Genomic DNA, 23,661 nt, shown 5'->3' with positions numbered 1-23,661 from the left:
ATCACAAAAAATCACAAGCAATCTTTTAATGAGTAAATTTGATTACTAAAGTGATTTTGTTTTCATAAAAATCTGTCGCAGAAATAAATAGTCGTCCGTTATTGAATGAGCACCAACAACTTTGATCTGGAAGCGAATATCACGGGGGTTGACTGAGTTATGTTTTCTGAATTTATCAATGTAATACAATCTTTCTTAACAGAGCCCGCGATCCTAATTGGTTTGCTCGTAGGTTTAGGTTATGCCCTTGACAAAAAGCCGCCAATTAAAATTATTACAGGCATGGTTAGCGCGATGGTCGGGTTGATGATGGTTCTATTTGGCGGCTTCCAATTTTCAGCCACCTTTAAACCTGTCGCAGATGCCGTCAGTAAATCCTACGGTATTCATGGTTATTTAATGGATTCATATGCCATGAAAGCGGCTACCCAAATTGCCCTCGGGGATAACTTTGGTTATGTCGGCTACGTCTTCGTACTGGCTTTTTTTACCAATCTTTTGCTGGTGCTATTTGGTCGCTATACGCGGGTAAAAGGGATTTTCTTAACCGGTAACACTGGGGTTTCACACTCGCAGGCCGTACTCTGGCTGATCGTATTCTGGTTAGGCTTCGGTTGGGTACAGTCAATCATCATTGCTGGTATTTTAACTGGGGTTTTCTGGGCCTTTGCCACGACGTTAATAGCTAAACCCGTTGCGAAAATCACCAATAATGCCGGTTTTACTATCGCCCATAATCAGATGATCGGAATCTGGTTTTTTTCAAAATTCGCCCATCTGTTTGGCGATGCCGAAAAGCAGGATGCAGAAAACCTGAAACTGCCCGGCTGGTTGGCTATTTTTAACCATAATGTCACCGCTATTGCCATTGTGATGACGCTGTTCGTCGGCGGATTTTTGCTCTCGACCGGCATTGAGAATGTTCAATTGATGGCAAAAGGCAAACCCTGGTATATCTATGTGATTAACCTCGGACTGCAGTTCTCCATGTATATGGTCATTCTCCTGCAGGGCGTGAGAATGATGGTTGGGGAAATAAATGCCTCCTTTAAAGGCTGGCAAGATCGCTTAATCCCCGATGCCATTCCGGCAGTAGATGTTGCCGCACTATTACCTTTTTCACCAAATGCAGCCACTCTTGGATTCATCTTCTGTACCTTCGGCACCATATTTTCGATGGGAATCCTGCTTATTACCAAAAGCCCTATTATGGTATTACCCGGTTTTGTGCCCCTTTTCTTCTCCGGTGGTCCGATTGGCGTTTTAGCCAACCGGATGGGAGGTTATCGCTCCGTTATCATTTGTACATTCCTGCTGGGGATAATTCAAACCTTCGGCACAGTATGGGCAATTCCCTTAACCGGTCTGGCAACAGAAGGCGTTGGCTGGACCGGTATATTTGACTGGGCAACATTATGGCCGGCCATTTGTGAATTACTGAAACTGATCGCCTCTGTATTCAATCTGGGCCCTTATACGGTCTAAATAACCTCGAATTAAAAGGATATCGTCATGAAAGATAAAATTAATCTTCTGTTTGTTTGCGGCTATGGTGTCGGTAGTAGCGTAATGTTACAGACGGTCGTTAAAAAAGCGCTGGCTAAATATGATTTTCAATTTGAATTTGCGATGGAACATACCGCCGCTGGTGAAGTGGGTGGATTTACTGACTGGGCTGATATTTATGCCATTTCGAAAAAACTGATTGATGTCGTCAGCTTGGATCCGCGCCATGGTCAGTATCTTATTCCTATCGAAAATATTATGGATGGAGAGGCTATCGGTAAGCAGATCTACGCGGTGATTGAGGCGCATTTCCCTCACCTGTTATCTGCCCGTTAAGGAGCGCGGATGAAAGCAATTATTCTGTTGTACGACAGCCTGAATAAACACTATCTGCCACCGTATGGCGATATGATAACCCAGGCCCCCAACTTCCAGCGTCTGGCCGCACATTGTACGACGTTCAATAACAGTTATGTTGGCAGCATGCCCTGTATGCCAGCCCGCCGGGAGTTGCACACCGGCCGACATAACTTTTTGCACCGTGAATGGGGACCACTGGAGCCATTTGACGACTCAATGCCAGAATTGCTGAAAAAGGCGGGGATCTATACGCATCTTATTAGCGACCATCTGCACTACTGGGAGGACGGTGGCGGTAACTATCATAACCGCTATAACACGTGGGAAATCATTCGTGGTCAGGAAGGCGATCACTGGAAAGCCAGCGTTGCAGACCCAACCATTCCTGAGGTACTACGTGTCCCACAGAAACAGACGGGGTGCGGTGAGTCCGGGTTATGGCGGCAAGACTGGGTCAACCGTGACTATATCCAACAGGAAGCGGACTTCCCGCAATCCTGCGTCTTTACGGCAGGTTGTGAGTTTGTCGAAAAAAACCATCAACAGGATAATTGGTTACTACAGATCGAAACATTCGATCCCCATGAACCTTTTTATACTACCGAAGCGTATCTCTCGTTGTATCAGGATAGCTGGGATGGCCCACATTATGACTGGCCTCGCGGTAAAGTGGATGAGAGCGGGGAAGCTGTAGAGCATATACGTTGCCGCTACCGCGCTTTAGTGTCGATGTGTGACCACAATCTGGGGCGTATTCTCGACATGATGGACCGTTTTGACATGTGGCATGACACGATGCTCATTGTGGGGACCGATCATGGTTTCCTGCTCGGAGAGCATGGGTGGTGGGCCAAAAACCAGATGCCGTACTACAACGAAGTGGCAAATAATCCGTTGTTTATCTGGGATCCACGTGGTGGTCAGCGGGGTGTTCAGCGTAACGCACTGGTGCAGATGATTGACTGGGCTCCCACGCTGTTGGAGCTCTTTAATCAACCTATCCCTGACGATGTGCAAGGGCATCCGCTGGCGAAAATTCTTGAGGATGACACGCCTGTGCGTGATGCGGCCCTGTTCGGCGTATTCAGCGGACATGTCAATGTCACTGATGGTCGCTATGTTTATATGCGCGCCGCACTGCCCGGACGTGAGAATGACATCGCTAACTACACCCTGATGCCAATTAAGATGAATACTCGCTTTGATGTGAAGGAGTTGCAGTCATTAACGCTCGCGCCACCGTTTAGCTTTACTAAAGGGGTTAAAACGTTGCGGATTCCGTCCCGTGAGAAATACCCTGGAATCAATCGTACGGGCCATTTGCTATTCGATTTACACACCGATCCACAGCAGCTTACGCCAATAGATGATAAAGAGGTGGAGGCACGGATGATTGCCCTGCTGGTACGTCTGCTACATGAAAACGACGCCCCGGCAGAGCAGTTTGTTAGGCTGGGTTTAACTTTCTAACCCAGCCCCCAGAAGATCACCGCCAGCAGTTGCGGGGTGATAATCCTCAGGAACATCACCAGCGGATAAACGGTGGCATAGGAAAGCGCTGCCGCCCCGCTGGTGGCATGCAGGTTGTTAGCGAACGCCAGCGCGGGAGGATCGGTCATCGACCCCGCCAGCATACCGCACAGCGTCAGATAGTTCATTTTGGCGAAGATACGCGCCAGTAATCCCACGGTAATCAGCGGAATGGCGGTAATAAAAATACCGTACCCGACCCAGCTCAGCCCATCGCCCTGGGTCAGCGTATGAACAAAATCACCGCCGGACTTCAGGCCAACCACCGCAAGGAACAGCACAATACCTAACTCTCGCAGCGCCAGGTTAGCGCTGGGAGGCATAAACCAGTACAGCTTACCAATGCTACCAATACGCCCCAGTATCAAGGCCATAATCAGCGGTCCACCGGCCAAACCCAATTTTAACGCTACCGGGAAACCCGGAATGAATAGCGGGATGGAACCCAGTAGCACGCCCAGTCCGATACCGATAAATACCGGCAGCATCTGCACCTGTTGCAGTTTTTGCTGCGCGTTGCCGACAACATTGGCAACGGCATCAATAGACGCGGGACGCCCCACCAGGTTGAGGATATCCCCGAATTGCAGGCTGGCGTCGCTGCTGGCCACCAGCTCAACGCCCGCACGGTTCAGACGGGAGATAACCACGTCGTAACGTTCTTTAAAATGCAGATCGCGGATACGTTTACCCAGCACCTGTTCGTTTGTCACCACCACACGTTCAACGCGTAAATCAGTACCTCGCGTCGACAGCGATGTGTCCACCTCCTGCCCAATCACCACCTGCGCGTTGTGCAGGTCACCAGGCTGGCCGACCAGGTGTAGCAAGTCGCCCATCTGGATAATCGTCCCTGGCGACGGCACCATCAATGTCTCTTCACGTTTCAGACGCGAGCAGATGATTTTATCGCTGTTCAGAATTGGGACATCCTGAATCGCCATATTGTTGAGGTTCGGGTTTTCCACGCGGATGTTCATCGTTTGAATCAGCGCGTGTCCGTTGGTCAACGTGGATTCATGCTGCTGAGCTTCGGCATCGACGTTAACGCGGAAAATAAGGCGCATCAGCCACATTGTGAGCAAAATACCGCAAATACCAAAAGGATAAGCCATGGCATAGCTCATCCCCATCTGGTCTACAATATCTGCTGGCGTACCCAGATCGCGCAGAATTTGCTGCCCCGCCCCCAGCGCCGGCGTATTGGTGACCGCGCCCGAGAATATCCCCAGCACCACCGGAAGGGGAATGGCAAAAATCTTATGCAGGATCGCGGTGACCAGGCCACCCATGATGACAATCAGTACGGCAAACAGATTCAGCCGCAGCCCGGAAACGCGCAGTGACGCAAAAAAGCCCGGCCCCACCTGAATACCGATGGTGTAGACGAAAAGAATCAGGCCAAATTCCTGAATGAAATGCAGCATGTCGCCGCTCAAGGTCATCCCTGCCTGATCGACAAAATGTCCGACAATAATACCGCCGAACAGCACCCCTCCGATGCCAAAACCAACGCCACGTATTTTTATGTTGCCGATCCATAATCCGACAACCGCCACCAACGCCAGAACGCTGACCGTCAATGCTATATCACTCATTATCCTGTTCCCTGTGAATAACATTTCATTTAACGAGGATTATGACTGAACCGTTCAGGCATGAATGCAGAGTGGCGCACATTATCATGCTACAGAGCGCCCATAAGCACTTAAGAAGAGCGTTATTTAGTGTTTTTCTTCACGTCGATTTGTAGTTGCTGAATGCTTTTTTCTGGCAATGGCAGTGCTTCCGGCATTGTGCCCCCCAACTCATGAATAGTCTGGCGAACTTTGCGTCCCACCTCGTAATGTGTCTGATTCGCTTGCTGTTTGGTGTTAACAGAATCTCTGCGCAGTTTGTCTTCCGTTTGCGTTGCCCGAAACAGATTTGCCGCCAGCTCTGTAGACCCCATGTAATCGAGAATTTTCTGGCTTTTCTTCAATCCCTTACGTTCATGAATCGCTCGCTGATCTAAACCGCCATAAAGCCCCTTGTAACCATGGTTTTGAAAGATAGCAAAATCGAAAGCGGTCTCAACGCCTGCAAGCTGTGCAGTTTCAACCAGATGCTTATTGTGTTCTTTTAGTTCATTGCGTAAGAACAAACGCTTTTCATCCTCACGCAGAGATTTAAAAGCAGCATCATCGGCCAACTCCTGACGTCGGGTTTGAATGGCAAAGTAGGTTTGTCCTGCCGCGATAACAGGTTTCGCGGGATCACCATTTTGCACGACCAGATAACAGGCGTAGCGGGAGAGTTTTACGTCTTTTAATTCCCGACTAGCTCCAGACCCAATTCGTACCATTGCGAGGATCTCCTCGAAATGGTCACTCTCTAATTGACCACTGGCTACACATGACTCCACAGCTTTCTTTATCACAGGTAGAAAATGTCGGTACTCTGAATATTCAAGAACTTTAGCTAATGCCCGGGCAGACCAATATTCAATCCCGGCATCATCAAACTGTTTCATAGCTTCAAATGGTTGATGTTCACTCATAAAAACATTCCTTCGTTAAGAGCATTAATACTGGATATTTTTACAGTGAAACATCCGTTACAACAAGACAGTTTCATGTGTGCTGACGCACAAAAAAGCCCCGTCATTTCTGGCGGGGCAAAGGCATGGAGCTATTTAGCTATTTAATGCGGGACGTTCGCTGATGGCGATACGTTGTGGGGCAATGGTTTCAGGTTCATTACGGGTCAAATCGATATGCAGCAAGCCGTTAGTAAAGCTTGCGCCGGAGACCTCCATATTTTCAGCCAGCGTAAAGCTCAGACTGAATGGCTGAGTAACCAGCCCCTGGTGCAACCATTTTGTCTCTTTTTCCGGCTGCTGCGGTGTACCTTTCACGGTCAGGCGCGTACCTTCCAGTTGAATATCCAGATCTTCCTGGCGGAAACCGGCTAACGCAAGGGTAATGCGATAGTGGTTATCATCGCTCTTTTCGATGTTATAGGGTGGGAAGCTCTGGCTTTCACCGGCGTTTTGTAACGCATTGGCCAGTTTGTCAAAACCGATCCATTGACGAAGCAGTGGGGATAAATCGTAGTTACGCATAATAATCTCCTTCTAAGAAGCGAGTAGGTACCTTTCGGCTCCCTGACGGCAAGCCGATTGCTTAGCAGGGCCGCCTGAAGCGGCCCACAGAATTAGTTGATTTCGATGCGGCGCGGTTTGTTCGCTTCGGGAATAACGCGCTCAAGATCGATATACAGCAGACCATTCACCAGGTTTGCGCCGCGAACATGAATGTTCTCCGCTAACTGGAACTTACGTTCGAAGTTGCGCTCGGCAATACCCTGATACAGGTAAGTACGTTCTTTTTGCTCATCCGCATGAGCGCCTTTTACCACCAGCAGATTGTCCTGAGCGGTAATTTCCAGCTCGCTTTCAGCGAAACCGGCAACGGCAATCGCAATGCGGTAATGGTTTTCGTCTACCAGCTCAACGTTGTACGGAGGGTAGCCGCCATTACTCTGGCTCTGGTTGTTTTCCAGCAGGTTAAACAGACGGTCAAAACCAATAGCAGAACGGTACAGCGGGGATAAATCAAAGTTACGCATAATCAATAGCTCCTGAAATCAGCGAGAATGTGAGACCTTCCATCATGGACAGGTCAGGTAGCCAGGACACCCATCAGGCATGCCCTTCTGTTGTCTACATCCTAAAAATGGGTCTTAAAACAAACTTTTCAAGCGTATTCATCTGACTTTTTTTGCAGTTTGTTGTCTATTGCATACACTGGGAAGAGCAGTTGTTATCGATAAATCGCGATAGCCGCCACAGTGCGACGAAATGGTGATGTTATTTTCGCAACGGATCGCTTTAACTCACCATGCAAACACGATGAAAACAGATGAATAAATGATGATAAAAAAAATGTTGGTAACACTGACAATGTGCAGCGGGATGGCGTTTTTGAGCGGCTGTTCCAGCATAATGTCACATACCGGAGGCAAAGAAGGGACGTATCCTGGCACACGCGCCAGTGCCACCATGATAAGCGAAAGTGATACGAATTGGGGAACAAAGTCGCTGGCAATTCTGGATATGCCTTTTACGGCGGTGCTGGATACCGTATTGCTCCCGTGGGATCTCTTTCGCAAAGATAACTCGGTGAGATCCCGCGTAGAAAAGAGCGAGGAGAGAACGCAGGCCACGAACGCCGTTCTCCCTCCGGCGAAAATGACCGCACCTTAATTAACGCCCTGTTTCAGTCATCCACAGTTGGCGGAAACCTTCGACGTCTTCCATCCACGCAACCCATCGCCCATCAGGAGAGAAGACGACCGCGTCGGCCGAGGGCGGGTTGCCGTGACGCTCCGTTAAAAAATCAATCTCTCCCGTCTGAGCATCACAACAGGCGATTCTGTTTTCCAGCACAAACCCCAGCCATTTCCCCGACGGATGCCAGTTGAATGCTGACTGAATACCTGTGGCGCAGCGGGTAAGCTGACGCGGCTCACCCCCCTGTGGTGAAATTAACCACAGTTGCACAACGCCATGGTTATCGCGCATTAAAAACGCAATTTCAGACGCCTGTGGATTACTGCGCACCCAGTGGCGCGGCTGATTCACCAGCCCCGGAAAGGCGCGCTCATGAGTAAACGTCAGACGGCGTTGGTGAATACCGGATGGCGGCGCAGGCATTGTCGCCTCTGTGCCCTCCAGCGGAGCATCACCCGCCTGTTTCCAGGCGCTTTCATTCTGTGGCAAATCAACAATAAACAGCTCCGGCACCTTCTCACCGGTCACTGACAACGTATCGCCGATAAACGCCAGGGTGCTTTCGCCCACCCAACCTTCTTCATAGGCGCGGTTTATCTCATCGCTCCCCGGTTTTGGCGCAGGTGTCGTTTGACTCACCAGCACGCACCAGCGGCTCCCGCTATATTCACGTGGATGCTGCGCGGATACGTTCACCGGACCATACGGCGCAGCCACGCCGACGTTACGTAAATCCAGCGCCGGAGAGCGTTCATGCAGGACATGGTCGTTATAAGTGAAACTGACAAGTTCACCGTTCGGGCTAAAGACATGCACATGACTACCGCCACGTAACGCCCCAGGCGTGTACGGCGCGGTGATATCCATCGCATCCAGGTTAGACACCTCTGCCTGCGAAACAATCACTCCACGGCGATGATGAAAATCGTAATCCCATGTTTCATCAGGATTTTCTGGACCATGAATAAAAACATACTGTTCCAACTTTGGATGAACGGTCACCACGCCAACATGTGCCTCTTGAGTGGCCCGGTAAATCACCTCCAGTTCGCCAGTATGAACATTGACACGTTCAATCGTTTCTCCCGTAAAAGAGGCACCGGAAGGACGCACGTCGAAGACCAGCCAGTTACTGTCCGGGGTCCAGGTGTTGATATTAGTAAGCTGATGATTACGCGGCGTAAAGGTGATTTGCTTCATGAGATGCCCTGATACAAGACGATTTAAGCAATCATACTTCACAAGCACTTCACTTTCAGGCTTTAGCGTATGTCCATCTTCATTTTTTGCGGACAGAAAGATGGAACATTTTGACGTAGCGATTATTGGATTAGGCCCGGCAGGCGCAGCGCTGGCGCGACAGTTGAGTGGAAAAATGCGCGTGATTGCATTGGATAAAAAGCGCCAGTGCGGCAACGAAGGCTTCACGAAACCCTGCGGCGGGCTGCTGGCCCCGGATGCTCAGCGTTCGTTTATCCGCGACGGGATAACCTTGCCCGTTGATGTCATCGCCAACCCACAGATTTTTAGCGTTAAAACGGTTGATGTTGCAGCCTCTCTGACCCGTAACTACCAGCGCAGCTACATTAACATCAATCGCCATGCGTTTGATTTATGGATGAAAACACTCATTCCTGAAGATGTTCAGGTGTACCACGATAGCCTGTGTCGGAAGATCTGGCGCGAAGGCGATAACTGGCATGTTATCTTTCGCGCCGACGGTTGGGAGCAGCAGATCAGCGCGCGTTATCTGGTGGGTGCCGATGGCGCGAATTCACTGGTACGCCGTTATCTCTATCCCGAGCACCAAATCCGTAAATATGTCGCAATTCAGCAATGGTTTGCGGAAAAAAATCCCGTGCCGTTCTATTCATGTATTTTTGATAACGACGCAACCGACTGTTATTCATGGAGTATCAGCAAGGATGGTTATTTTATCTTTGGCGGCGCCTACCCAATGAAGGACGGCCAGGCACGCTTTGACGTACTGAAAGAGAAGATGGAAGCGTTCCATTTCCAGTTCGGCAAACCGGTGAAAAGCGAAAAATGCACGGTGCTGTTCCCATCACGCTGGAAAGACTTCGTCTGCGGTAAGGACAATGCGTTTTTGATTGGCGAAGCGGCCGGTTTTATCAGCGCCAGCTCGCTGGAAGGGATTAGTTACGCACTGGATAGCGCGGAAATCCTCAAATCAGTATTAATACAGGATACAAAGGATATGAATCTCGCTTACAGGAATGCCACTCGCAAGCTACGTCTTAAACTGTATGGCAAGATCCTTAAAAGCCGCATATTAACAGCGGCGTGCATCCGGAAATGGATAATGCAAAGTGGCGTGGCGCATATTCCCCTGACAGGATCAGAAAAACATCCGCCAATAAAGTTCTGGTGGAGGTTTCTAATAAAGGAATGAATGCTCATCCACTTTCGACAGATTATCGCTCTCACCTGCAAGCGTAGCCAGCGCAGGGAAATTCGCTTCGCTATACCAGGATTGTGGTAAAGGTAGCCGCGCCATGTGACTTCCGGGTCGGAGTTGAAGTTGTGCCAGCATATCAAGGGAGTAATTTCGCCAATGATGCGGTAGCGACAGGCGTAGCGGCACGGCTTTTTCGCCCGGCACTGGCGTTGGCAAACGAGAATCACTCACATCGTAGTTTCTGTGCAGCACCAGATATTTCTCCGGCACCCGACGCTGGCTGTTCCACCACTTGCCATCCAGCATATCAAACTGAAAACGGGTTATTGTTTCAGGCTTAGCGCCCAACTGCGTTAACGCCTGATGCAGTGCCTTGTTCATTGCCGCATCGTACATTTTTGATGTTGCCAGTTGCCCATCAAGGATCAGCGACACCGCAATTCTTGCCCCCAACAGGTTGGAGTAGAGATCTTCCGGTGAAAATGCGGAAACTTCCTCAGAAAACCCCGGAATTGACTCAAAACCGTACCATTGTGCAATTTCATGCCAGGCCGCGAGTTGAAAGGCCAGATGTGCTGCCAGCCAGGCCGCTAATGCGTAACGATCGCCCGCCGTTTCAGGTGGCGTGAAGGCATTGAAAACAACATGCCGCTCCGCCAGTTCATCTTCCAGACGCAGCGTAAAAGGCTGGCCTAACCGTGGAAGTAGATGGCTAAAAAGCCAGACCGTCATATCTGCGGTATCTCGTACATGCGCGGTATCGATAAAACCGCCGCGTGAGGTGTACACAATGCCATTGTGTTCATGCCCGATGCCGGCCAGATTCACTAACCCTAACAGCAGGCTATCGTTATAGCGATGCTCGCCAATACCGTCAGCCGTAACGACGTTATCAAGTTCATAAAACGGTACCGGCATCTCCAGCACCTGTGCGTGCAGGTCGTAACCAAAAGCGCAGCACGGACGTAATCCTTGAGGCGCGGGGAGCGGCGAAACCACCGGCCAGGCGATACTTTGAACCTTATCACCTTCAGTTAGCTGCAAAGGTACAGGTATAGCAGCATGGACCCCGATCGCCGCCAATAACAAGGTCGTCATCAGCACCATTTTATTGATCAAAACGCCTCTCCTACCTGAAAATAAAAACCGCTGCTCCCTTTGCCAATGCCATAATCCAGACGCACATTCACCCGCGGCTTAAATTCAAAGCGATACCCCACCCCCGCCGAGGGTAGCCAGCGTCCGTCATCCAGCGCGCTAAATGATGGTCCCATTGTCCCTGCGCCCAGCCAACCAACCACGCCATGCCGCCAGTCAAGTTTGCGGCGATACTCTACCTGCCCGCTGACGGCGTTTTTATCGCGATAGCGTCCTTCGTAATAGCCGCGCATCCGCTGATTACTACCGAGCAGCGGCATCATGTTCCACGGCACGTCACCTTGAGTAAAAGCACCGTCCATCTCCCACGCCAGTACGTCCTGGTCGTCCAGGGAGTGGTAACGACTGTAGTGCAACTGGTATTCATCAAACCGGGTATCGCTCCCCACATCGGGCGTATAACGGGTATAGCGTACGTCGGCATATTGTCCCTGGCGCGGGTTAGGAACAAAGTCACGGTCGTCCCAGCTAAGTTCTACACTGCTGCCGGAACTCAACACCGACGCACCCTGCCCGGTATTTTCAATTTTGGGGGGATCATTGTCATCCATTTGCGCCGCATGCTGCGCGTTCAGCGACCAGCCGACGCCCAGATAGACATTAGGCGCTACCCGACGATACAACGTGGGGCGTAGATCCAGCACCTGAGCCGTATATTGCTGTTTCTGGCTGTCTTTATCTCCGGCACTAAATCCCTGCCCCCAGTACCAGGTTGGCGTATCAGTTAATGCGCCATTGAGAAAGAAACGCCAGCGATCGTCGGCAAAAAAGGCGTAATTTTGTATTGTGACGCCGAAAGCGCCCGTTGAGCTAAAGTAGCCGCTGAGAGTCAGCGTCGAGTTTTGACTCACCGTGTCGTTTGGGTCCGGGCGATACATCCCCACCACCGCCGTGCCGATCCCCAGCCCCAGTTCCGGAGTGTAAAACGGTCCCGGAATTACGCCCCAATCAATACCTTTGCTGGCGTTAAAGTTATCGCTGGCGCCCAGTTTATTCAGCCAGCCGTCAACTTCGTCGCGGGTCGGCAATTCTGCCTGCGCAATGCAGGTGAACAGACTCACCAGCAACAGAAGAGCAAGGCGGATCAAAAGCGGTACTCTCCCGCCATGAAAAAGCTGTTACGGTCGGCAAAGCCAATTTCGGTGGTCACGTTAAAGTTTCGGGTCAATTCATACTGTGCCCCGACCAGTACGTTCCAGGGAGATTGCAGGTGCTGTTTAACGTCGAAACGGCCATTGCCATCCTTATTCGCGATATCCACCATTTTCTGCAGCGCCTCTGACGGCATGTTGAGATCGCTCAGGCTGCCCTTGAACTCTTGCTGCACGTCCTGATACATACTGCCAACCCACAGATTCAGATTGCCGGACGGCAGATATAGCGCATCTACGCCTGGGGTAGTAAAGCGATAGCCTACGCGCGGAGAGAGGGTAAAGGCATTAATACTGCCATCCAGAATATCGAACTGCGTCTGAGTATAGTTGGCATCAAAAGCCGTAAACCAGTTACCCACGCCGCCCACCAGTGTCGTCCCCACACCGTAGGTTGTACCTTTAAAGTCGAGCTGAAACGCCAGGTTCTGCAAATTGTCTGGTGTGTGGACTTTGCGTGGCCCATTAATTCCTACACCAATTTGCGAAACGGAGTGACCGTCGGTATAGCCCACCAGGCCATAGACGTTCATAAACGGCAGCAGCCAGGCATCCAGCTTCAGAGTTTCTGTTTTGCTTCTCTCGCGTGTATTGCCAACGTTAATTTTGAACGCGTTATCCAGCGAATGACCGCCCAAAGAAAGGCCATTAAAGTTAATACTGTCTACATTAATATTTTGCCTAATATTCATGTAGTTAATATTTACACCAAACGGCTCAGGCAGGTCGTAACCACGTTTACGCGCCTCGTCACCTAAAAAGGGCAAAACAGAGTGGCTTGCAGCAGGTTTAGCCGCCGGTTTTACCGGCACAGGAGTAGCCTGACCATCGTCCTGATAATCATACAGCGGTGTCAACGTTGAGCCAGAATCCGTCGCAGCCCAGGCTTGAAAAATCAAACAGGAAGACGTCATCAACACCAGGCGAATGCTTGTGTTAGTCATAAGAAAACATAGTTGCAGGCAGGAATCGCCCGAATATAAAAGAAGGGGGGAGAGTATAGAAGTTGCGTACTAAATGGAGGGATTAATGTGCTGTTTCACATCTGATAATACAAACATGATTTTTATAACATTCTTAATGTTTTATGCCTGACCTCAGCCAGGCATAACGCACATCAGGAGAGGACGTACTTCTCAATGGCCCAGGCAACACCGTCTTCCAGATTAGATTTCGTCACGAAGTTGGCGATCTCTTTCACCGTTGGGATGGCGTTATCCATCGCAACGCCCACGCCAGCGTATTCAATCATCGCGATGTCGTTTTCCTGATCGCCAATCGCCATGACCTCCTCGGCTTTAATGCCCAACGCATCGGCCAGCGATTTTACGCCAGTCCCTTTGTTGACGCGTTTATCGAGGATTTCGAGGAAATACGGCGCACTTTTCAGCACGGTGTACTTTTCTTTCACTTCCGCCGGAATGCGCGAGATGGCCTTGTCGAGGATCTCCGGCTCATCAATCATCATCACTTTCAGGAACTGGGTCGCAGGATCCATTTTTTCGGCTTCACAGAACACCAGCGGAATCGTCGCGACAAATGACTCATGTACCGTGTAATAACTGATATCACGGTTCGCGGTATACAGCGTGTTGCGATCGAGCGCGTGGAAATGCGAGCCAACTTCCCGGGAGAGCTGCTCCAGATAGCGATAATCATCATAGCTCAGCGCGGTTTGCGCAACGGTACTACCATCGCCAGCTTTCTGCACCAGCGCACCGTTGTAGGTAATGCAGTAGTCACCGGGTTGTTCCATATGCAGTTCTTTCAGATAGCTGTGGACGCCGGCATACGGGCGTCCCGTGGTCAGCACCACATTCACGCCACGCGCGCGCGCCGCGGCAATTGCCGTTTTGACCGCAGGTGAAATGGTGTGATCGGGCAGCAGAAGTGTGCCATCCATGTCGATAGCAATAAGTTTGATAACCATGAGTTCCCCGGATGAAATGAGTCCGCCCTCATGCTAACGCGATTCCGCTCAAAAAACAGCTACGAAAAGGGGGATAGAAAGGGGAATCAAGATTCCCCTTTTGTAGGTCGGTTGTCGTTTGTAGGCCTGATAAGCAACGCGCCATCAGGCACAATACAACGTTTTGCCGGATGGCAGCGTAAACCGCCTTATCCAGTCTACAGATTGGCTTAGATATCGATGTTCGCCGCTTTCAGGGCGTTTTCTTCGATAAATGCGCGGCGTGGTTCAACGGCATCGCCCATCAGCGTGGTGAACAGCTGGTCGGCGGCAATGGCGTCTTTCACGGTCACACGCAGCATACGGCGGCTTTCCGGATCCATGGTGGTTTCCCACAGCTGTTCCGGGTTCATCTCGCCCAGACCTTTATAACGCTGGATAGCGAGACCGCGACGAGACTCTTTCTGCAACCATTCCAGTGCCTGCTCAAAGCTTGCTACTGGCTGACGACGTTCGCCACGTTCGATAAACGCATCGTCTTCGATCAGCCCGCGCAGCTTCTCGCCGAGCGTACAAATACGACGGTATTCACCACCGGTTACGAATTCATGCTCCAATGGATAGTCGGTATCGACACCGTGGGTACGCACTCGGATCACCGGTTCGAACAGGTTCAGTTCAGCGTCTTTACGCACGAAGCTGTTCCAGGTGCTGCCGTGCATTTCGTTTTCATTCAGCACGTTCACCAACTGGGAAACCCAGGCCGTAACTTTCGCTTCATCAGCAAGATCGGCTTCAGCCAGCGTCGGTTGATAAACCAGTTCTTTCAGCAGCGCTTTCGGGAAACGACGTTCCATACGGCCAATCATTTTCTGCGTCGCGTTGTATTCAGAAACCAGTTTTTCTAACGCTTCACCCGCCAGGGCTGGTGCGCTGGCGTTAGTGTGCAGCGTGGCGCCATCCAGAGCGATAGAGATCTGGTATTGATCCATCGCTTCATCGTCTTTGATGTACTGTTCCTGCTTGCCTTTCTTCACTTTGTACAGCGGCGGCTGCGCAATGTAGACATGGCCACGTTCAACAATTTCCGGCATCTGACGATAGAAGAAGGTCAACAGCAGCGTACGGATGTGCGAGCCGTCGACGTCAGCATCGGTCATGATGATGATGCTGTGATAGCGCAGTTTGTCCGGGTTGTACTCGTCACGACCGATACCACAGCCCAGCGCGGTGATCAGTGTTGCCACTTCCTGAGAGGAGAGCATTTTGTCGAAACGCGCTTTCTCAACGTTAAGGATTTTACCTTTCAGCGGCAAAATCGCCTGGTTCTTACGGTTACGCCCCTGCTTAGCAGAACCGCCCGCTGAGTCCCCTTCCACCAGGTACAGTTCAGAGTGGGCCGGGTCGCGTTCCTGACAGTCTGCCAGCTTGCCCGGCAGACCGGCTAAGTCCAGCGCGCCTTTACGACGGGTCATTTCACGCGCGCGACGTGCAGCTTCACGAGCACGGGCAGCGTCAATAATTTTGCCGACGACGATTTTCGCGTCAGACGGATTTTCCAGCAGGTATTCGCTCAGCAGTTCGTTCATCTGCTGTTCAACCGCCGATTTCACCTCAGAGGAGACCAGTTTGTCTTTAGTCTGCGAGGAGAATTTCGGGTCCGGCACTTTCACGGAAACCACCGCAATCAGGCCTTCACGGGCATCATCACCGGTGGCGCTGACTTTAGCTTTTTTGCTGTAGCCTTCTTTGTCCATGTAGGCGTTCAGGGTACGGGTCATCGCCGCGCGGAAGCCCGCAAGGTGAGTACCGCCGTCACGCTGCGGAATGTTGTTGGTGAAGCAGTAGATGTTTTCCTGGAAACCATCGTTCCACTGCAGCGCAACTTCAACGCCGATGCCGTCTTTTTCGGTGGAGAAGTAGAAGATATTCGGGTGTATCGGCGTTTTGTTTTTATTCAGATACTCAACGAACGCCTTGATACCGCCTTCGTAATGGAAATGATCTTCTTTGCCATCACGTTTGTCGCGCAGACGAATAGAGACACCGGAGTTCAGGAATGACAGCTCGCGCAGACGCTTCGCCAGGATGTCGTATTCGAACTCAACGACATTGGTAAAGGTTTCGTGGCTTGGCCAGAAACGCACCTGAGTCCCCGTCACTTCTGTTTCGCCCGTTACCGCCAGCGGCGCCTGCGGCACACCGTGCACGTAAGTTTGCTGATGCACTTTGCCTTCACGACGAATCACCAGCTCCAGTTTCTGCGACAGGGCGTTAACCACGGAGACACCTACGCCGTGCAAACCGCCGGAAACTTTATAGGAGTTATCATCGAATTTACCGCCTGCGTGCAGAACGGTCATGATAACTTCCGCCGCCGAAACGCCCTCTTCCGGGTGAATACCGGTTGGGATACCACGGCCATCATCGGTAACGGACACTGAGTTGTCAGCGTGAATCGTTACCACGATATCTTTACAGTGACCCGCGAGCGCTTCGTCGATAGCGTTATCTACCACCTCGAATACCATGTGGTGCAGACCGGTGCCGTCATCCGTGTCGCCGATATACATACCCGGGCGCTTACGCACCGCATCCAGCCCTTTCAGGACTTTGATACTGGAGGAGTCATAAGAATTCGACATCAACGTTTCTCGCTCATTTTATCTTGGGTTAATCCGTTATTTTACCCTTTTCCACGGTAAACATCTTCGAATTTTCATCGGACATGTCTATAACGTGTTCAGCGCTGATTGCGCTGACAAAGACCTGAGATTGCGTGGCTTTTAAGCGGCTGGCCAGCAGCCCGCGACGCGCATCATCCAGTTCAGAGGCAAAATCATCTATCAGGTACAGGCAGCGCCGTCCGCTTTCACGGGTCAGGAACTCCCCTTGCGCCAGTCGTAAGGCGCACATTAGCAGTTTTAGCTGCCCACGCGACAACGTGTCTTCCACCGGCGCACCGTCGGCGCGAATGCGGAAATCCGCCTTATGCGGACCGTGTGCGGTGTAGGTCAACATGCGATCGCGTTCAAAACTGCGTTCCAGCACCTCGGCATAATCTGTCTCCTTCTCCCAGCCGCGCTGGAAAGAGAACGAGAGAGAAAACTCGGGAAGAAACTGCTGGCAGGTATCCGCCATATCCTGCGCGATACCCGCGCTGTACTCCGCGCGCCAGGTGCTGATTTGTTCCGCCAGCGGGATAAGTTCTCTATCCCACGGGCGCAGTTGCTCATAACGACTCACCTGGCGCAGTGCCGCATTGCGCTGCTTGAGCAGTCGCTTCAGGTTGCTCCAGGCGGTGAAAAATCCGGCTTCATTGTGAAAGCATCCCCAGTCAAGGAATGCTCTTCTGTATTTGGGGCCGCCGTTGAGTAAAGTAAACCCTTCTGGCGTGATCAGCTGCATCGGCATCAGGTGCGCCAGTTCAGCGACCTTGTGCCCGTCGGTGCCGTCAATGCGCACTTTGCTGTCGCCCAGTTTGTCTTTCGTCAGACCAATCGATGTCTCGCGCTCTTCTCCCTGCAATCGTCCGTGTAAAACAAACGACTCCTGCTCGTGGCGGATCACGCGGCCAATCTGCAAACTGCGAAACGCCCGGCCATGGCCGAGCGTATAGATGGCTTCCAGGACGCTGGTTTTGCCGCTGCCATTTGCGCCAACCAGGAAGTTAAAGCCAGGGGATAAAGCGAGATCCGCGTTTTCGATATTGCGAAAATCGCGGATCAACAGGCGGGTGAGCGACATTACAGTCTCATTGGCATAACAACATAGGCAGCCGACTGTGATGCGGCATCTTCAATCTGTACGCTCGATACGGAATCGGTCAGCAAAATACGCACGTTCTCGCACTTCAGCGCATTCAGCACGTCAAGCACGTAGCTCACGTTAAAACCGATTTCCAGTTCTGTACCAGGATAGGAGACATCCAGAATTTCTTCTGCTTCTTCCTGCTCCGGGTTATTGGCGGTGATTTTGAGCTGGTTTTCGCTGACATACAGACGCACGCCGCGGAATTTCTCGTTCGAGAGGATCGCCGCACGGGCAAACGCCTGCTTGAGGATATCGCAACCGGCTTCCAGATGTTTGTCCGGATTCTTCGGCAATACGCGGCGATAATCCGGGAAACGACCATCAACCAGCTTGGAGGTGAAGATGAAATCCCCCACGTGCGCACGAATGTTGTTGCTGCCAATCTGCACGCGCAGCGGGTTGTCACCGCCGTCGAGCATACGCATCAGTTCAATCACGCCTTTACGCGGTACGATCACCGAATGGCTGGGCAACGGCTGACCGACAGGCATTGAACAAACCGCCAGACGGTGACCGTCGGTCGCCACGGTACGCAGCTCTTCCCCTTCGGTTTCAAACAGCATGCCGTTTAAATAGTAACGCACGTCCTGATGCGCCATCGAAAACTGGGTCGCTTCAATCAGGCGCTTCATCGTGGCCTGCGGCAGGGTGAATTCGACTTCGCTCTGCCAGTCATCCAGATTAGGGAAGTCGGCGGCAGGCAGCGTGGACAACGAGAAACGGCTGCGACCAGAGCGAACCAGCATGCGGTCGCCTTCCAGTTGAACGGCTATTTCCGCGCCTTCCGGCAACCCGCGGCAAATGTCGAAGAATTTACGCGCCGGAACGGTAGTCGCACCAGGTTCATGAGGCAGGATCAACGCCACGCGCGCCACCATCTCCATTTCGAGATCGGTACCAGTCAGAGAAAGCGCACCGTCAGCGACCTGCAGCAGCAGGTTTCCGAGGATCGGCAGTGTAGGACGTCCACCCAGCGGGCCGCTGACCTGCTGAAGCGGTTTTAATAAATGTTCACGTTCAACGGTAAATTTCATAGCGTCACGAAGATAATGTTCTGATTAAATTGGAGAAATCTTCTTTAATATCATGGCTTTCTTCACGCAACTGCTCAATCTTGCGGCAGGCATGAAGCACGGTAGTATGGTCACGCCCACCAAACGCGTCGCCAATTTCCGGCAGACTGTGGTTGGTGAGCTCTTTTGCCAGCGCCATCGCCATCTGGCGCGGGCGAGCTACCGAGCGAGATCGACGCTTAGACAGCAGATCCGCAATTTTGATTTTGTAATACTCCGCCACCGTCTTCTGAATATTGTCGATGGTGACCAGCTTTTCCTGCAAAGCCAACAGATCGCGCAGCGCTTCGCGCACGAAATCGATGGTAATCGCCCGGCCGGTAAAATTGGCGTTGGCGATCACGCGGTTCAGCGCGCCTTCCAGTTCACGCACGTTAGAGCGTAGACGCTTGGCAATAAAGAACGCCACTTCACCCGGCAGACGAATGTCGTTTTCGTCGGCTTTTTTCATCAGGATCGCCACGCGTGTTTCCAGCTCTGGCGGTTCGATCGCAACAGTCAGTCCCCAGCCGAAGCGGGATTTCAGTCGATCTTCAACGCCATTGATCTCCTTCGGATAACGATCCGACGTCAGGATGATCTGCTGATTACCTTCCAGCAGGGCGTTGAAGGTGTGGAAAAACTCTTCCTGCGAGCGCTCTTTGTTGGCAAAGAACTGGATGTCATCGATCAGCAGCGCGTCGACGGAGCGGTAGTAGCGTTTAAACTCTTCGATCGCATTGTTTTGCAGAGCTTTAACCATGTCCTGCACAAAACGCTCGGAGTGCATATACACCACTTTCGCGTTCGGTTTACGCGCCATAATGCCGTTACCGACAGCATGCAACAGGTGGGTTTTACCCAGACCCGTACCGCCATAAAGGAATAACGGATTGTAGGCGCCGCCAGGGTTGTCCGCCACCTGACGTGCCGCCGCGCGCGCCAGTTGGTTAGATTTACCTTCAACGAAGTTATCAAACGTATGTTTGACGTTGACGTTAGAGCGATAGGTAGGTTCTGCCGGAGCCGGGACGTTGTCCCAGCCTGGACGCGCTGCCGGAGCAGCCGTGCGCTGAGGCTGCACTTGTTGCGCCACATACGCAGGCGCGACAACGTTGTTCACCGGCGTCTTCAGCGTTTGCGTGACGGGTTTAGTTCCGACCTCAAAGCGCAGCTGTGGGGCATCCGCTCCGCAGAAATTATTGAGTAATCCATTAATATTATTAAGGTATTTATCCCTTACCCAATCGAGCACAAAACGGTTTGGCGCATACAAAGCCAGCGTGTTATCGCTCAGTTCCGCCTGCAACGGGCGTATCCACATACTAAATTCTGTGGCTGGTAACTCATCCTGCAATCGGGCAAGACACTGCTGCCAAAGCGAAAGTGACACGGCGGACTCCACTCGAACAAAAGTCGATAAATGACAAAGGCTGAAACATTCATGATTGTTGACGCACATCGACAAGACCCTATGCAAAGGGTGACGTGCGAATTGCTATCTGCAATTTTACCCGATCAGGATCCATTGAAACGATCGGGACCGCGGATCATAGCGTAAACTGAGAAAGAGATCTTCTGTTTCTCACAGATTCTTCCCGATTTATCCACAGGATGATCCAGAATCGGCTAAGTGTAAACGATCCTGGAGAAGTGCTGCAGGTTTTAGCGCGCATATTGAAAAAATTAATGAGTAAAGATGCTTTACTGCTTAAACGATCTAATAAAGATCCCGCGCGATCCTTGCGCTTTATCCACCAGCCCGTATAATTCTTACCCCCAGCGAGTAACGGTCGCCTTACGGCGTCAACGCTGCCTGTTTTTTACGCGAAACCATGCGGAAAAAAGCGGGAAATAAGGAAAGAGAATTGACTCCGGAGTGTACAATTATTACAATCCGGCCTCTTTAATCACCCACACTGTGGCGTAAGTCGTTCGGAATTCGTTCGGGTCTACGCAAAAGTCAGTGAATTTATTCAAGTTTAGGTAGAAATCGCCATGAAACGCACTTTTCAACCGTCTGTACTGAAGCGCAACCGTTCTCACGGCTTCCGTGCTCGTATGGCTAATAAAAATGGTCGTCAGGTTCTGGCACGTCGTCGTGCTAAAGGCCGTTCTCGTCTGACCGTTTCTAAGTAATAAAAGCTAGCCCCTGAGTGGTTAAGCTCGCATTTCCCAGGGAGTTACGTTTGTTAACTCCCACTCATTTCACATTCGTCTTCCAGCAGCCACAACGGGCTGGCACGCCGCAAATCACCATCCTCGGCCGCCTGAATTCGCTGGGGCATCCCCGCATCGGTCTTACCGTCGCCAAGAAAAATGTTAAACGTGCGCATGAACGCAATCGGATTAAACGTCTGACGCGTGAAAGCTTCCGTTTACGTCAGCACGAACTTCCCGCAATGGATTTCGTGGTGGTGGCGAAAAAAGGGGTTGCTGACCTCGATAACCGTGCTCTCTCGGAAGCGTTGGAAAAATTATGGCGTCGCCATTGTCGCCTGGCTCGCGGGTCCTGATAGCCCTCATTCGGGTCTATCAACGCCTGATCAGTCCGCTGCTTGGGCCGCATTGCCGTTTCACTCCAACCTGTTCGAGCTACGGAATTGAGGCATTGCGCAGGTTTGGAGTGATAAAAGGCAGTTGGTTGACGGTGAAACGCGTATTAAAATGCCACCCTTTACACCCTGGTGGTGACGATCCCGTCCCGCCCGGACCATTTGATACCAGAGAACACTAACGATGGATTCGCAACGCAATCTTTTAGTCATCGCTTTGCTGTTCGTGTCTTTCATGATCTGGCAAGCCTGGGAGCAGGATAAAAACCCGCAACCTCAGGCCCAACAGACCACGCAGACAACGACCACCGCAGCGGGTAGCGCCGCAGACCAGGGCGTACCGGCCAGTGGCCAGGGGAAACTGATTACGGTTAAGACTGACGTGCTTGATCTGACCATCAACACCCGTGGTGGTGATGTGGAACAGGCTTCGCTGCCAGCTTACCCGAAAGAACTTGGTTCTACCGAACCGTTCCAGTTACTGGAAACCACGCCACAGTTCATCTATCAGGCACAGAGTGGCCTGACCGGTCGTGACGGCCCGGATAACCCGGCTAACGGCCCACGTCCGCTGTACAACGTCGAAAAAGACGCATTTGTACTGGCAGACGGTCAGAACGAACTGCAGATCCCGATGACCTATACTGACGCAGCGGGTAACACGTTCACTAAAACGTTTGTCCTCAAGCGTGGTGAATATGCTGTCAACGTTAACTACAGCGTGCAGAACGCCGGCGAGAAACCGCTGGAAGTCTCCACCTTTGGTCAGTTGAAGCAATCCATCAATCTGCCATCTCATCGCGACACCGGTAGCAGCAACTTTGCGCTGCACACCTTCCGTGGCGCGGCGTACTCCACGCCGGATGAGAAGTATGAGAAATACAAATTCGACACCATTGCTGAAAACGAAAACCTGAACGTCAACGCTAAAGACGGTTGGGTCGCAATGCTGCAACAGTATTTCGCAACGGCATGGGTTCCGCGTAACGACGGCACCAACAACTTCTATACCGCTAACCTGGGTAACGGCATTGCCGCTATCGGCTATAAATCTCAGCCGGTACTGGTACAGCCTGGCCAGACTGGCGCGATGACCAGCACCCTGTGGGTCGGTCCGGAAATTCAGGACAAAATGGCGGCCGTTGCACCGCACCTGGATCTGACCGTGGATTACGGCTGGTTGTGGTTCATCTCTCAGCCGCTGTTTAAACTGCTGAAGTGGATCCATAGCTTCCTGGGTAACTGGGGCTTCTCCATCATCGTTATCACCTTTATCGTTCGTGGCATCATGTACCCGCTGACCAAAGCGCAGTACACCTCCATGGCGAAGATGCGTATGCTGCAGCCGAAGATTCAGGCGATGCGTGAGCGTCTGGGCGATGACAAACAGCGTCAGAGCCAGGAAATGATGGCCCTGTACAAAGCTGAGAAGGTTAACCCGCTGGGCGGCTGCTTCCCGCTGATCATCCAGATGCCAATCTTCCTGGCGTTGTACTACATGCTGATGGGTTCCATTGAACTGCGCCATGCGCCGTTCGCGCTGTGGATCCATGACCTGTCTGCACAGGACCCGTACTACATCCTGCCGATCCTGATGGGCGTGACGATGTTCTTCATTCAGAAGATGTCTCCGACCACCGTGACCGACCCGATGCAGCAGAAGATCATGACCTTTATGCCGGTCATCTTCACCGTGTTCTTCCTGTGGTTCCCGTCAGGTCTGGTGCTGTACTATATCGTCAGCAACCTGGTAACCATTATTCAGCAGCAGCTGATTTACCGTGGTCTGGAGAAGCGTGGGCTGCATAGCCGCGAGAAGAAAAACTCCTGATTCGGTGTAGGCCGGATTAGGCGAAGCCGCCATCCGGCAAACGGAACATAACGTAAAGGGCGGTCATTAGACCGCCTTTTTTATTGCATTAAGAAGAGACAAAC

The 23,661-nt window shown here is 51.7% G+C and carries 23 protein-coding genes and 1 other annotated feature; of the genes, 10 read left to right on the top strand and 13 right to left on the bottom strand.

Annotated elements, in window-relative coordinates:
- Window positions 1-159 precede the first annotated feature (159 nt).
- The 3 genes from ACVXHP_RS12310 to ACVXHP_RS12300 are packed head-to-tail and all read left to right on the top strand — an operon-like array spanning window position 160 to window position 3,336.
- Window positions 160-1,485 carry a PTS sugar transporter subunit IIC gene (locus ACVXHP_RS12310; RefSeq protein WP_447571540.1) on the top strand — a complete coding sequence of 442 codons (1,326 nt, stop codon included), beginning with the start codon at window positions 160-162 and terminating at the stop codon, window positions 1,483-1,485.
- A 27-nt stretch (window positions 1,486-1,512) separates the two neighbouring features.
- Window positions 1,513-1,842: a PTS sugar transporter subunit IIB gene (locus ACVXHP_RS12305; protein ID WP_447571539.1), complete on the top strand. Its 330-nt coding sequence runs from the start codon at window positions 1,513-1,515 to the stop codon at window positions 1,840-1,842.
- 9 nt (window positions 1,843-1,851) lie between these two features.
- Window positions 1,852-3,336, top strand: coding sequence for a sulfatase (locus ACVXHP_RS12300; protein ID WP_447571538.1), 1,485 nt, complete (start codon window positions 1,852-1,854; stop codon window positions 3,334-3,336).
- On the opposite strand, the gene ACVXHP_RS12295 is transcribed toward ACVXHP_RS12300, so the two are convergent.
- The 4 genes from ACVXHP_RS12295 to ibpA all read right to left on the bottom strand — a co-directional run bounded on the left by ACVXHP_RS12295 (window position 3,333) and on the right by ibpA (window position 7,005).
- Complete coding sequence (locus tag ACVXHP_RS12295; RefSeq protein ID WP_200008904.1) at window positions 3,333-4,994, bottom strand: putative transporter; 1,662 nt, start codon at window positions 4,992-4,994, stop codon at window positions 3,333-3,335. The genes ACVXHP_RS12300 and ACVXHP_RS12295 overlap by 4 nt on opposite strands.
- Window positions 4,995-5,116: 122 nt before the next feature.
- Complete coding sequence (gene dinD, locus ACVXHP_RS12290; protein WP_447571537.1) at window positions 5,117-5,935, bottom strand: DNA damage-inducible protein D; 819 nt, start codon at window positions 5,933-5,935, stop codon at window positions 5,117-5,119.
- Between the two features lie 135 nt (window positions 5,936-6,070).
- A complete protein-coding gene (gene ibpB / locus ACVXHP_RS12285; RefSeq protein WP_006687721.1) occupies window positions 6,071-6,499 on the bottom strand; it encodes a small heat shock chaperone IbpB in 429 nt (142 codons plus the stop codon).
- 92 nt (window positions 6,500-6,591) lie between these two features.
- Window positions 6,592-7,005: a small heat shock chaperone IbpA gene (gene ibpA, locus ACVXHP_RS12280; RefSeq protein ID WP_006687722.1), complete on the bottom strand. Its 414-nt coding sequence runs from the start codon at window positions 7,003-7,005 to the stop codon at window positions 6,592-6,594.
- Window positions 6,999-7,071 (bottom strand) — a sequence feature (ROSE (Repression Of Heat Shock gene Expression) occurs in the 5'-region of heat shock genes and acts as an RNA thermometer to modulate expression.). It overlaps the preceding gene by 7 nt.
- 238 nt (window positions 7,072-7,309) lie before the next feature.
- Here ibpA and ACVXHP_RS12275 point away from each other — a divergent pair.
- Window positions 7,310-7,642, top strand: a complete 333-nt coding sequence (locus ACVXHP_RS12275) for a YceK/YidQ family lipoprotein (RefSeq protein ID WP_304702810.1) — start codon at window positions 7,310-7,312, stop codon at window positions 7,640-7,642.
- Here ACVXHP_RS12275 and ACVXHP_RS12270 read toward each other — a convergent pair whose 3' ends face one another.
- Complete coding sequence (locus ACVXHP_RS12270) at window positions 7,643-8,869, bottom strand: DUF3748 domain-containing protein (RefSeq protein ID WP_447571536.1); 1,227 nt, start codon at window positions 8,867-8,869, stop codon at window positions 7,643-7,645.
- 100 nt (window positions 8,870-8,969) lie between these two features.
- Here ACVXHP_RS12270 and cbrA point away from each other — a divergent pair, with 100 nt between their 5' ends.
- Window positions 8,970-10,082, top strand: coding sequence for a colicin M resistance lipid reductase CbrA (gene cbrA, locus ACVXHP_RS12265; RefSeq protein WP_447571535.1), 1,113 nt, complete (start codon window positions 8,970-8,972; stop codon window positions 10,080-10,082).
- On the opposite strand, the gene ACVXHP_RS12260 is transcribed toward cbrA, so the two are convergent.
- The 8 genes from ACVXHP_RS12260 to dnaA all read right to left on the bottom strand — a co-directional run bounded on the left by ACVXHP_RS12260 (window position 10,068) and on the right by dnaA (window position 20,564).
- Window positions 10,068-11,195 carry a DUF4056 domain-containing protein gene (locus ACVXHP_RS12260; protein WP_410053818.1) on the bottom strand — a complete coding sequence of 376 codons (1,128 nt, stop codon included), beginning with the start codon at window positions 11,193-11,195 and terminating at the stop codon, window positions 10,068-10,070. The genes cbrA and ACVXHP_RS12260 overlap by 15 nt on opposite strands.
- A gap of 8 nt (window positions 11,196-11,203) precedes the next feature.
- The gene (locus tag ACVXHP_RS12255; RefSeq protein WP_447571534.1) at window positions 11,204-12,334 is read right to left on the bottom strand and encodes a BamA/TamA family outer membrane protein; all 1,131 of its coding nucleotides are present in this window, start codon (window positions 12,332-12,334) and stop codon (window positions 11,204-11,206) included.
- Window positions 12,331-13,341: a hypothetical protein gene (locus ACVXHP_RS12250; RefSeq protein WP_233612723.1), complete on the bottom strand. Its 1,011-nt coding sequence runs from the start codon at window positions 13,339-13,341 to the stop codon at window positions 12,331-12,333. The genes ACVXHP_RS12255 and ACVXHP_RS12250 overlap by 4 nt, the downstream gene beginning before the upstream one ends.
- 173 nt (window positions 13,342-13,514) lie before the next feature.
- Complete coding sequence (gene yidA, locus ACVXHP_RS12245) at window positions 13,515-14,327, bottom strand: sugar-phosphatase (RefSeq protein WP_447571533.1); 813 nt, start codon at window positions 14,325-14,327, stop codon at window positions 13,515-13,517.
- Between the two features lie 209 nt (window positions 14,328-14,536).
- Window positions 14,537-16,951, bottom strand: coding sequence for a DNA topoisomerase (ATP-hydrolyzing) subunit B (gene gyrB / locus ACVXHP_RS12240; protein WP_200008909.1), 2,415 nt, complete (start codon window positions 16,949-16,951; stop codon window positions 14,537-14,539).
- A gap of 28 nt (window positions 16,952-16,979) precedes the next feature.
- Window positions 16,980-18,053, bottom strand: coding sequence for a DNA replication/repair protein RecF (gene recF, locus ACVXHP_RS12235; protein WP_200008910.1), 1,074 nt, complete (start codon window positions 18,051-18,053; stop codon window positions 16,980-16,982).
- Window positions 18,053-19,153, bottom strand: coding sequence for a DNA polymerase III subunit beta (gene dnaN / locus ACVXHP_RS12230; protein WP_447571532.1), 1,101 nt, complete (start codon window positions 19,151-19,153; stop codon window positions 18,053-18,055). Before dnaN ends, recF begins: the two co-directional genes overlap by 1 nt.
- Before the next feature lie 4 nt (window positions 19,154-19,157).
- Complete coding sequence (gene dnaA, locus ACVXHP_RS12225) at window positions 19,158-20,564, bottom strand: chromosomal replication initiator protein DnaA (protein WP_200008911.1); 1,407 nt, start codon at window positions 20,562-20,564, stop codon at window positions 19,158-19,160.
- Window positions 20,565-20,785: 221 nt separating this feature from the next.
- Here dnaA and ACVXHP_RS12220 point away from each other — a divergent pair, with 221 nt between their 5' ends.
- The 5 genes from ACVXHP_RS12220 to yidC all read left to right on the top strand — a co-directional run bounded on the left by ACVXHP_RS12220 (window position 20,786) and on the right by yidC (window position 23,557).
- Window positions 20,786-20,941 carry a hypothetical protein gene (locus ACVXHP_RS12220; protein WP_447571531.1) on the top strand — a complete coding sequence of 52 codons (156 nt, stop codon included), beginning with the start codon at window positions 20,786-20,788 and terminating at the stop codon, window positions 20,939-20,941.
- A gap of 228 nt (window positions 20,942-21,169) precedes the next feature.
- On the top strand, window positions 21,170-21,310 hold the full coding sequence (gene rpmH / locus ACVXHP_RS12215) for a 50S ribosomal protein L34 (RefSeq protein ID WP_003023858.1): 141 nt from the start codon (window positions 21,170-21,172) through the stop codon (window positions 21,308-21,310).
- Window positions 21,311-21,327: 17 nt separating this feature from the next.
- Complete coding sequence (gene rnpA, locus ACVXHP_RS12210; RefSeq protein ID WP_003844432.1) at window positions 21,328-21,687, top strand: ribonuclease P protein component; 360 nt, start codon at window positions 21,328-21,330, stop codon at window positions 21,685-21,687.
- Window positions 21,651-21,908: a membrane protein insertion efficiency factor YidD gene (gene yidD / locus ACVXHP_RS12205; protein ID WP_003023846.1), complete on the top strand. Its 258-nt coding sequence runs from the start codon at window positions 21,651-21,653 to the stop codon at window positions 21,906-21,908. Before rnpA ends, yidD begins: the two co-directional genes overlap by 37 nt.
- 2 nt (window positions 21,909-21,910) lie before the next feature.
- Window positions 21,911-23,557, top strand: coding sequence for a membrane protein insertase YidC (yidC, locus tag ACVXHP_RS12200; RefSeq protein ID WP_003023844.1), 1,647 nt, complete (start codon window positions 21,911-21,913; stop codon window positions 23,555-23,557).
- Window positions 23,558-23,661: the final 104 nt, after the last annotated feature.

Source organism: Citrobacter freundii complex sp. 2025EL-00176, from assembly GCF_053309355.1.
Note: the sequence above shows the minus strand (reverse complement) of the source record. Positions and strands in the feature narration are given on the sequence as shown.

Excerpts from the sequence above, each read along its gene's own strand:
- ACVXHP_RS12270 (WP_447571536.1), bottom strand. The coding sequence starts at position 8,869 with ATGAAGCAAATCACCTTTACGCCGCGTAATCATCAGCTTACTAATATC.
- ACVXHP_RS12300 (WP_447571538.1), top strand. The coding sequence starts at position 1,852 with ATGAAAGCAATTATTCTGTTGTACGACAGCCTGAATAAACACTATCTG.
- ibpA (WP_006687722.1), bottom strand. The coding sequence starts at position 7,005 with ATGCGTAACTTTGATTTATCCCCGCTGTACCGTTCTGCTATTGGTTTT.
- dinD (WP_447571537.1), bottom strand. The coding sequence starts at position 5,935 with ATGAGTGAACATCAACCATTTGAAGCTATGAAACAGTTTGATGATGCC.
- ACVXHP_RS12295 (WP_200008904.1), bottom strand. The coding sequence starts at position 4,994 with ATGAGTGATATAGCATTGACGGTCAGCGTTCTGGCGTTGGTGGCGGTT.
- yidA (WP_447571533.1), bottom strand. The coding sequence starts at position 14,327 with ATGGTTATCAAACTTATTGCTATCGACATGGATGGCACACTTCTGCTG.
- ACVXHP_RS12260 (WP_410053818.1), bottom strand. The coding sequence starts at position 11,195 with ATGGTGCTGATGACGACCTTGTTATTGGCGGCGATCGGGGTCCATGCT.
- ACVXHP_RS12305 (WP_447571539.1), top strand. The coding sequence starts at position 1,513 with ATGAAAGATAAAATTAATCTTCTGTTTGTTTGCGGCTATGGTGTCGGT.
- recF (WP_200008910.1), bottom strand. The coding sequence starts at position 18,053 with ATGTCGCTCACCCGCCTGTTGATCCGCGATTTTCGCAATATCGAAAAC.
- ibpB (WP_006687721.1), bottom strand. The coding sequence starts at position 6,499 with ATGCGTAACTACGATTTATCCCCACTGCTTCGTCAATGGATCGGTTTT.
- cbrA (WP_447571535.1), top strand. The coding sequence starts at position 8,970 with ATGGAACATTTTGACGTAGCGATTATTGGATTAGGCCCGGCAGGCGCA.
- ACVXHP_RS12220 (WP_447571531.1), top strand. The coding sequence starts at position 20,786 with ATGATCCAGAATCGGCTAAGTGTAAACGATCCTGGAGAAGTGCTGCAG.
- gyrB (WP_200008909.1), bottom strand. The coding sequence starts at position 16,951 with ATGTCGAATTCTTATGACTCCTCCAGTATCAAAGTCCTGAAAGGGCTG.
- ACVXHP_RS12310 (WP_447571540.1), top strand. The coding sequence starts at position 160 with ATGTTTTCTGAATTTATCAATGTAATACAATCTTTCTTAACAGAGCCC.
- rpmH (WP_003023858.1), top strand. The coding sequence starts at position 21,170 with ATGAAACGCACTTTTCAACCGTCTGTACTGAAGCGCAACCGTTCTCAC.
- ACVXHP_RS12250 (WP_233612723.1), bottom strand. The coding sequence starts at position 13,341 with ATGACTAACACAAGCATTCGCCTGGTGTTGATGACGTCTTCCTGTTTG.
- dnaN (WP_447571532.1), bottom strand. The coding sequence starts at position 19,153 with ATGAAATTTACCGTTGAACGTGAACATTTATTAAAACCGCTTCAGCAG.
- ACVXHP_RS12275 (WP_304702810.1), top strand. The coding sequence starts at position 7,310 with ATGATAAAAAAAATGTTGGTAACACTGACAATGTGCAGCGGGATGGCG.
- yidD (WP_003023846.1), top strand. The coding sequence starts at position 21,651 with ATGGCGTCGCCATTGTCGCCTGGCTCGCGGGTCCTGATAGCCCTCATT.
- yidC (WP_003023844.1), top strand. The coding sequence starts at position 21,911 with ATGGATTCGCAACGCAATCTTTTAGTCATCGCTTTGCTGTTCGTGTCT.